The organism is Brevibacillus sp. AY1, assembly GCF_029870785.1.
Classification (GTDB): Bacteria; Bacillota; Bacilli; order Brevibacillales; family Brevibacillaceae; genus Brevibacillus; species Brevibacillus invocatus.
This window is the reverse complement of sequence record NZ_JAFLPN010000077.1, coordinates 1-7,103: the sequence shown is the minus strand read 5'-3', so window position 1 is coordinate 7,103 and position 7,103 is coordinate 1. Positions and strand designations below refer to the sequence as shown.

Here is a 7,103-nt window from a genome sequence, read left to right as displayed (position 1 = left end):
TGTACTATCGGAAAGTTTAAGTGCGCTAAAGCGCTAAAAAGATTAGCGGAAGATAGTATAAGTGCAACTAAGGCCCCGCCAAAAGCTTGGCGTAGCCAAGTTTTCTAATTATGTTGAAACAAGGTGACTTCAAAAAGTTGATTTATTTACTTAAGTAGCTTTACCCCGTATAGTGTGTATATTATAGTTGAAATTTTCAGATGCTGGATGTTCAGGAGTGAAAGAGATGAATCCAAGCTCAACGCGCTTTCATTATGCATGGGTTGTGGCAGGGGTAACTTTTTTTATTTTGCTGATTGGAGCAGGGATCAGGTCTGCGCCAGGAGTATTCATGGTTCCAGTCGAACAGGAGTTTGGATGGAGTAGGTCTGCAATTTCCTTCGCCCTGTCCATCAATCTACTTTTGTATGGACTAGTAGGTCCATTTTCTGCAGCAGTGATGGATCGATTCGGCATACGTAGAATTACTATTCTCGCCCTTGTGCTTTTAGCAATGGGTACATCGCTGACAACTTGGATGAATGCGTCCTGGCAGCTGACTTTGCTTTGGGGAGTCGTAGTAGGACTTGGCTCTGGTTGTACAGCATCTGTATTAGGGGCAATAGTGGCAAATCGCTGGTTTGCCAAACAGCGCGGATTGGTTATGGGAATTCTTACGGCAAGTGGAGCTACAGGACAGCTGTTATTTTTACCTTTGCTGGCTAGCATGGCGGAATCAGAGGGCTGGAGAAGCGCGAGTTGGATCATTTCATCAGTGGCCATGATCATGATTCCTGCCGTCTGGATTTTGATGCGAGATAAACCCAGTGATAAAGGACTAAAAGCATATGGGGCGATCGAGGAAGATGATCTAGCTACAACAACTCAAAATCCATTCAAGGCTGCAGTGAATGGGTTGATAAAAGGCGTGCGTTCCCTGGATTTCTGGTTGTTGGCCGGTAGTTTTTTCATATGTGGACTTTCCACCAATGGGTTGATCGGAACACATTTCATTGCCGCGTGTCTGGACCACGGCATTGCTGCTGTTACAGCAGCGAGTCTGCTTGCTTTGATTGGCATTTTCGATATTATTGGAACGACTTTCTCTGGCTGGTTATCGGATCGCTTCAGCAGTCGCTGGCTGTTGTTCTGGTATTATGGCCTTCGCGGTATTTCACTTATGCTTCTTCCTTATGCGTTGAACTCCAACGCCTTTGGCTTGGGTCTTTTCATCGTCTTTTACGGCTTGGATTGGGTAGCTACGGTTCCTCCTACCGTGAAACTGGCTAGTGACATTTTTGGCAGACAGCAAGGAAGTATTATGTATGGCTGGATATTTACTGCTCATCAGCTCGGGGCAGCTGTGGCAGCTTACGGAGGTGGCGTCGTTTACACGATCCTCAACAGTTACTTCTTCATGTTCGTAGTGGCTGGTGTGTTCTGTTTGTTGGCTTCGTTAATGGTGATGAGAATAGGAAAATCTGCTCCAGCATCAGCAATAACCAGTAACATGTAGCTTGGAAAAAGGATTTAGGTTGCAATCGCCGAAGGCTTGGTATAATATGGGATATATTGGTATATCAAATGAAATCTCAGGAGGGCAGTCCATTGAAACAGCATTTCGTTACTTATAGTCAAAACCTCATAGTAACGAAAATGTATCGGATGCTCTCATAAAAAACGAGTTTTTTTTGCATGTTACATGGCATGCAAACAAACTTGGAATCAAAGGCACCGGTGAATGTCGGAGCCTTTTTATTTTGCTTGGGCAATCGTCACACCTGGTGTGTTTGGTGTCATGCAGTAAAACAGGCGTCGGATCTTTCCGGCGTCTTTTTATTTGTAAAAGGAGGCGTGTGTATGCTATTGCTCAAGGCGCGAGGGATTGAAAAAAGCTATGGAGACAGGCAAATTTTCCGAGCAGAAGAATTAGAGATAGCTAATGACGATCGAATCGGGATTGTAGGGAGGAATGGTTCCGGGAGAACGACATTGATGAGTGTGCTTGCTGGCGACCAGCAGCCTGACCATGGAGAAGTACCAGTCATCTCGATCTGTCAGGCTTTCAACAACTAGAGGATTCCCTGCGTTCTTTTCCGGGAGCCGTGGTGCTGATTTCCCATGACCGGGAATTGCTTGATGCTATATGTACACGTATTTGGGAAGTAAGCCCAACTGCAAAAGAAGGAAAAACCCAAAGAACTGCCGCAAGTAAAATTTGATCTGTAGCTGACGAGCGAACAGCATAGCCGCACAGTCATTCAATGCAAGGACATGACCCTAAAAAACGATGCAAAGCTCTTGTTTTCGCAGCTTTCCTTTTCTGTACGTACCGGGCAAAAGCTGGCTTTGATCGGAGCAAATGGAACCGGAAAAACCACACTTCTCTCGATGATCTACGGAAGAAGCGACGGAATCACGATATCGCAGCGTGCAAAGGTAGGCTACTTTCACCAATCGCTTGTTCATCTTGATCCTGACCTGTCCATCTTGGAGAACGTACAAAAAAGCAGCAGGTACTCCCTGACGATTATCCAAACAGCTCTGGCTCGACTTCAATTTCAGCGTGAAGTTGTCCATAAGCCAGTATCCTTCTTGAGTGGAGGGGAGAGAGTCAAGGTTGCGCTAGCCAAGGTTTTTCAATCGCGAAGGACAGATTCTGCTTTTGGAGACAAAGCTGACGAAATTGATTAGTCAGTTATCCCTACCAGCCCGGGAGATACCCTCTACGTTCAAAGAAGAGCTGGAAAACGAATATTTGCAGACCTTGAAGGAGCTTAGGAAGTGGAAAATGGGAGAATAAAGTTCAAAACGCGATGAAAAGGCGGTATTATCCATGATTCTAGGTGATTATTTGGACGCGCCTTCTTTTTTCGTGCTATAATGAAGTATTGTGAAAACCAGTTGGAGGTTTACCCTTTATGGCAGAAGAAACTGCTCGGTTTCCCAAAGTCGACATTAGTCAAGAGATGAAAGAGTCGTTCATCAGCTATGCGATGAGCGTCATTGTCAGTCGTGCACTTCCAGATGTGCGTGACGGATTGAAGCCGGTCCATCGGCGTATTTTGTATGCCATGCACGACATGGGTCTTACACCTGACAAAGCGTTCCGTAAATCGGCTAACGTTGTCGGGGAAGTAATGGCGAACTACCATCCACATGGAGACTCTTCCATTTATGAAGCGATGGTACGCATGGCGCAAGATTTTAACATGCGGTATATGCTTGTTGAGGGGCAGGGGAACTTCGGTTCTGTAGACGGTGATCCGGCGGCGGCCATGCGCTATACGGAATCGCGTTTTTCAAAGGTTGCTTTGGAACTGCTGCGCGACATTGATAAAGAGACTGTCAACTTTGTGCCCAACTACGACGGGCGCAAAGAAGAACCGGTAGTACTCCCTTCCCGGTTCCCCAATCTGTTGCTGAACGGTGCATCAGGTATTGCGGTAGGGATGGCGACAAACATTCCGCCACACAACCTGAACGAGGTCATCGATGGCGTACTTGCCATGATTGATAACCCGGATATTACTATTCAGGATCTGATGAAAATCATCAAGGGACCAGACTTCCCGACAGCAGGGGAGATCCTCGGTTACAGTGGTATTCGTCGTGCCTATGAAACGGGCCGGGGTTCTATCATCATGCGTGCCAAAACGTTGATTGATGAAGAAAAAGGAAAACCACGCATTATCGTAACAGAGATTCCTTACCAGGTGAACAAAGCCAGACTTGTGGAGAAAATCGCTGAGCTGGTGCGCGAAAAGAAAGTGGAAGGCATTACCGATCTTCGCGATGAATCCGATCGCAAAGGTATGCGGATTGTCATGGAATTGCGCAGAGATGTGATTCCAAAGGTTGTGTTGAACAATCTGTTCAAGCATACCCAGCTTCAAACTACCTTTGGCGTCAATATGCTGGCGCTGGTGGATGGGCGTCCTCGGGTTCTGAATTTGCGTGACATGCTGTATTACTATTTGCAGCATCAACGTGAAATTGTCCGCAGACGGACAGAGTACGATCTGAAGCAAGCAGAAGCCCGCGCTCACATTTTGGAAGGTTTGCGGATCGCACTCGATCATATCGACGAGATCATCAGCTTGATTCGTGCTTCCCAGACAACGGAAGAAGCTCGTGAAGGCTTGATAGCCAACTACGGTTTAAGCTATGAGCAAGCGCAGGCCATTCTGGATATGCGTTTGCAACGCTTGACAGGGTTGGAACGTGAAAAAATTGAGAACGAGTACCAAGAGCTGTTGGCCAAAATCAGTGAGCTGCGTTCCATTCTTGCGGATGAGAACAAAATCTATGCAATCATTCACGAAGAGCTGTCCGAAATCAAGGAAAGATTCGGGGATGCTCGACGCACGGTGATTACGTTTGATGAAAATCATATCGAGGATGCGGATTTGATTCCGGAAGAGGACGTCGTGATCACCCTCACTCATGATGGGTATATCAAGCGTCTGCCTGTTACCACCTACCGTTCACAAAAACGTGGAGGTAGAGGGGTACAGGGATTGGGGACCAAGGATGACGATTTTGTCGAGCATCTTTACATCACCAACTCGCATGAAACCATCATGTTCTTTACCAGCAAAGGGAAAGTGTATCGCCTGAAGGGCTACGAAATCCCTGATTTGAGCCGGACCGCAAAGGGCACCCCGATCATCAATCTGATTCAGATCGAAAAAGGGGAGCGGGTCAGTGCGGTGATTCCGGTTAAGGAGTTTGAACAGGAGAGATATCTGTTCTTTGCTACCAAGAAGGGGATCATTAAGAAGACGGAGCTGTCTTCGTATGAGAACATTCGTCGAGGTGGCTTGATCGCGGTGAACCTGCGCGAGGATGACGAATTGATCGGCGTACGCTTGACCGACGGCAAGCAAGAAATCATCATGGGAACGAAGAATGGAATGTCTGTTCGCTACAAGGAAAGCGACGTTCGCACGATGGGCCGCAATGCAACGGGGGTAAAAGGGATTACGCTGGATGACGATGACGACGTGATCGACATGGACGTAATCAAGCCTGGAGCAGAAGTGCTAATCGTGACGGCGAACGGCTACGGGAAGCGGACACCGGTGGATGAATACCGGATTCAATCTCGTGGTGGTAAAGGAATCAAGACGCATAATGTTACAGAACGCAGCGGGTGTGTCGTAGGACTGAAAGTGGTAGAACCTGAAGAGGATCTCATGATCATTACGACTTCGGGTATCATTATCCGTACAGAGATGAAAGGCATTTCTGTCATGGGCCGCTACACCCAAGGCGTCAAATTGATACGTCTCTCAGAAAATGAGCAGGTAGGATCTGTGGCCAAAGTGCCTCCTAACGTGGACGAGGATGACGCAGATATAGAGGATAGCGATAGTTCCCCTATTCTAGATGACCCATCTCAGACTGAACCTGGCGAAGAATAGAGAGAATATGCCTGTTTGCAAGAGGAAAGACGTTCCGCCTGTGCGGAGCGTCTTTTTTACACGTAAGAAGGACCAGCATTTTCGAAAAAAGCTTCAGTAAAAACAGTTTTTACCGATACTATAATTAGTTCAGTTTGTAATTGAAATCATGTAATTTTTCTATCATTGGTTTGAAAAAGGTATAGAATTGGGAAAAGGTGTACAAGTCATTATTGTGAGGATCGGATGGTGAGTAAAGTTGCCCATCGTGGATGTAAGAAAACTAACGAATGGTTCCAAATTAGCAGAAGAGGTATACACTTCACTCGGCGGGCTTCTTTTTACGAAAGGGACGCCTCTGTATGAAAAGGAAATCGAGTTTCTGGATGCTTTTATGATCAAACAGGTATCCATCGAAGACACGAATGTTGACGTTGGAGAACCAAAGGAAACTCATGTAGAAGAAAAGGCAGCTCCGAAAGTAACGGTCAACATTATCGAGAAGCCATCCTTTCAGGAACATTTTAATGAAGCTGTTACGAAGTTGAAAAACCTGATGATTCGCGTGCAAGGTGGCGATAATATCCCCGTTATGGAAGTGCGGGAAGTGGTTTCGCCTATTTTGGCTCAGTTCCAGGAACAGCCGCAGGTTCTCCTTTCGCTGCGTCGATATGCTCGGATGGACAGCTATGCTTACGAACATGCTATCGCGGTTGGGATTATTTCATATATGATTGCGAAATGGATTAAGGTTCCGGAAAAAGAATGGATGCAGGTGGCGTTAGCAGGTACCTTGCTTGACGTTGGGAAGGCAAAAATTGACCGTAGGATTTTACAAAAGCCCGGAAAGCTGACTCCTGAAGAGTTTGAAGAAATGAAAAAGCATACTGTATATGGCTACCAAATCATCAAGGCTTCTCACGGACTGAGCGAGGGAGTTGCACTGGCCGCGTTACAGCATCATGAGCGGGAAGATGGATCAGGGTATCCGTTGGGACTGCTGGGAAACAAGCTGCACCTATACAGCAAAATCGTAGCAGTAGCCGACGTTTATCATGCAATGTGTTCGGATCGCGTGTATCAAAAGGCAAAGTCCCCGTATGTGGTTGTAGAGCAATTGGTACAAGATAGCTTTGGAAAGCTGGACCCTTCCATTGTTCATACGTTCGTAGATGGAATCACGCAGTTTGCTGTGGGAACCCTAGTGGAACTAAGCGACGGTACCATAGGCAAGATTGTTTTTACAGACAAAAAACATCCGACAAGACCTATGGTTGAAACGGGTGGTCATATTGTCAATTTGGCTGAATCTCGTCATGTATCAATCGTAAAAGTCATGGAACAGTAGAAGGATGGGCGCTTCGTTAAGAGGCGCCTTTTATTACGCTTAAAAAGTTTAATTAAATTAAAAAACATCTTGTTTTCGTACTCCCAGCGTGTTAAGATAAGGCTTGTCGCTCCGATAAGAGGAGCTGCCAACAAGGAAAAACATCTATTTTAAAAAATAGGCTATTGACTTGTTGTTAGTTGTTTGATAGAGTATTGAATTGTCGCTGCTAAGCGATTGAAAAAGATCTCGAAAAAAGATCTTGCAAATCACTTGGGTGATGTGCTATACTGGGTGAGTCGCACTTAAGCGAATAACATGCTCTTTGAAAACTGAACAGCGAAAGCGTTGATGAGTCTATCATGAAATGATTTGCCAGCTTTGAACCAGAT

The 7,103-nt window shown here is 46.0% G+C and carries 5 protein-coding genes; all 5 read left to right on the top strand.

From position 1 onward, the window contains the following. The first annotated feature begins 226 nt into the window (after positions 1-226). The 5 genes from JZI27_RS24455 (at position 227) to JZI27_RS24435 (ending at position 6,732) form a co-directional block, all read left to right on the top strand. Positions 227-1,495, top strand: a complete 1,269-nt coding sequence (locus JZI27_RS24455) for an MFS transporter (RefSeq protein ID WP_280209780.1) — start codon at positions 227-229, stop codon at positions 1,493-1,495. A 344-nt stretch (positions 1,496-1,839) separates the two neighbouring features. Further along, a complete protein-coding gene (locus JZI27_RS24450; RefSeq protein ID WP_183185353.1) occupies positions 1,840-2,055 on the top strand; it encodes an ATP-binding cassette domain-containing protein in 216 nt (71 codons plus the stop codon). A gap of 225 nt (positions 2,056-2,280) precedes the next feature. Continuing rightward, entirely contained in the window at positions 2,281-2,673 is a 393-nt protein-coding gene (locus tag JZI27_RS24445) for an ATP-binding cassette domain-containing protein (RefSeq protein WP_280209779.1), read from the top strand. Positions 2,674-2,900: 227 nt separating this feature from the next. Then, entirely contained in the window at positions 2,901-5,405 is a 2,505-nt protein-coding gene (gene gyrA / locus JZI27_RS24440) for a DNA gyrase subunit A (RefSeq protein WP_251245402.1), read from the top strand. Positions 5,406-5,643: 238 nt separating this feature from the next. Beyond that, a complete protein-coding gene (locus tag JZI27_RS24435; RefSeq protein ID WP_280209778.1) occupies positions 5,644-6,732 on the top strand; it encodes an HD-GYP domain-containing protein in 1,089 nt (362 codons plus the stop codon). The last annotated feature ends 371 nt before the right edge of the window (positions 6,733-7,103 follow it).

Excerpts from the sequence above, each read along its gene's own strand:
- JZI27_RS24455 (WP_280209780.1), top strand. The coding sequence starts at position 227 with ATGAATCCAAGCTCAACGCGCTTTCATTATGCATGGGTTGTGGCAGGG.
- JZI27_RS24450 (WP_183185353.1), top strand. The coding sequence starts at position 1,840 with ATGCTATTGCTCAAGGCGCGAGGGATTGAAAAAAGCTATGGAGACAGG.
- gyrA (WP_251245402.1), top strand. The coding sequence starts at position 2,901 with ATGGCAGAAGAAACTGCTCGGTTTCCCAAAGTCGACATTAGTCAAGAG.